This is a genomic window from Streptomyces sp. NPDC006743, from assembly GCF_040703815.1.
GTDB lineage: Bacteria > Actinomycetota > Actinomycetes > Streptomycetales > Streptomycetaceae > Streptomyces.
In genome coordinates this window covers 1-1,285 of record NZ_JBEYJA010000163.1, presented here as the reverse complement: position 1 = coordinate 1,285, position 1,285 = coordinate 1, and the positions used below count along the sequence as shown (strand labels likewise).

General features: G+C 67.8%; 1 protein-coding gene. It reads left to right on the top strand.

Features of this window, described 5'->3' with window-relative positions:
* Nucleotides 1-278: 278 nt before the first annotated feature.
* Nucleotides 279-1,285: acyltransferase domain-containing protein (locus ABZ719_RS37680; RefSeq protein ID WP_366729676.1), on the top strand; the 1,007-nt coding region annotated here is incomplete at its 3' end.

The window sequence follows — 1,285 nt, the reverse complement described above, 5'->3', positions numbered from 1 at the left end:
CGGTGTTGCCGTTTGTGTTGTCGGGTCGTGGGTCGGGGGCGTTGTGTGGTCAGGCTGCTCGTTTGCGGTCGTTTGTGGCGGAGCGGCCGGATGTGGTGTTGGCGGATGTTGCGTATTCGTTGGCGGTTGGTCGTGCTGTGCATGGGGATCGGGCGGTGGTGGTTGCGTCGGGGCGGGAGGAGTTGCTGGATCGGTTGGCGGTTGTTGCCGGGGGTGAGGCCGGGGCCGGCGCTGGGTCTGGGGTTGGGTCTGGGGCTGGTGTGGTGGGTCGGGGTCGTGTGGCGGTGGTGTTCTCCGGTCAGGGTTCGCAGCGGGTGGGGATGGGCCGGGAGTTGTATGGGCGGTTTCCGGTGTTCGCGGCTGCTTTTGATCGGGTGTGTGAGTTGTTGGATCCGGTGGTGAGGTCGGCTGTTTTCGGTGAGGAGGGTGCTGGGGGGCTTCTGGATTCGACGGAGTTCGCGCAGCCGGCGTTGTTCGCGGTTGAGGTGGCGTTGTTCCGGTTGTTCGGGTCGTGGGGTGTGGTTCCGGATTTTGTGGCGGGTCATTCTGTGGGGGAGGTTGCCGCGGCTCATGTGTCGGGGGTGTTGTCGCTGGCGGATGCGTGTGCGTTGGTGACTGCGCGGGGCCGGTTGATGCAGGGGCTGGCGCCCGGTGGGGTGATGGTGGCGGTTGCCGCGGGTGAGGACGTGGTGGCGCCGGTGGTGGCCGAGTCGGGTGGTGGGGTGTCGATCGCGGCGGTGAACAGTCCGGGGTCGGTGGTGGTGTCGGGGGAGGGGGCCGCGGTCGAGGGGGTTGTGCGGCGGTTGTCCGAGCGGGGGTGCCGGACGAAGCGGCTTGTGGTGAGTCATGCGTTTCATTCGGCGTTGATGGAGCCGATGCTGGACGATTTCCGTGCGGTGGTGGCGGGGTTGGATTTCCGGCCGCCGGGTGGGGGGACTGTGAACGGGGCGATGGCGGATCCGGAGTACTGGGTGCGGCATGTGCGTGACACGGTGCGGTTCGCCGACACGGTTGCGCGGTTGCGTGAGCGGGGTGTGACGCGGTTTGTCGAGCTGGGTCCGGACGGGGTGCTGACCGGGTCGGTGCGGGAGTGTCTGGACGGTCAGGACATCACGGCGGTGCCGAGTCTGCGTCATGGTCGTGGCGAGGTCGAGGCGGTGCTGGCGGGGCTGGGTGCGTTGTTCACCGCCGGGGTGGCGGTCGACTGGCCGGAGTTGTTCGCCGGGATTGACGCCCACCACACCGAACTCCCCACCTACGCCTTCCAACGCCGACACTACTGGCT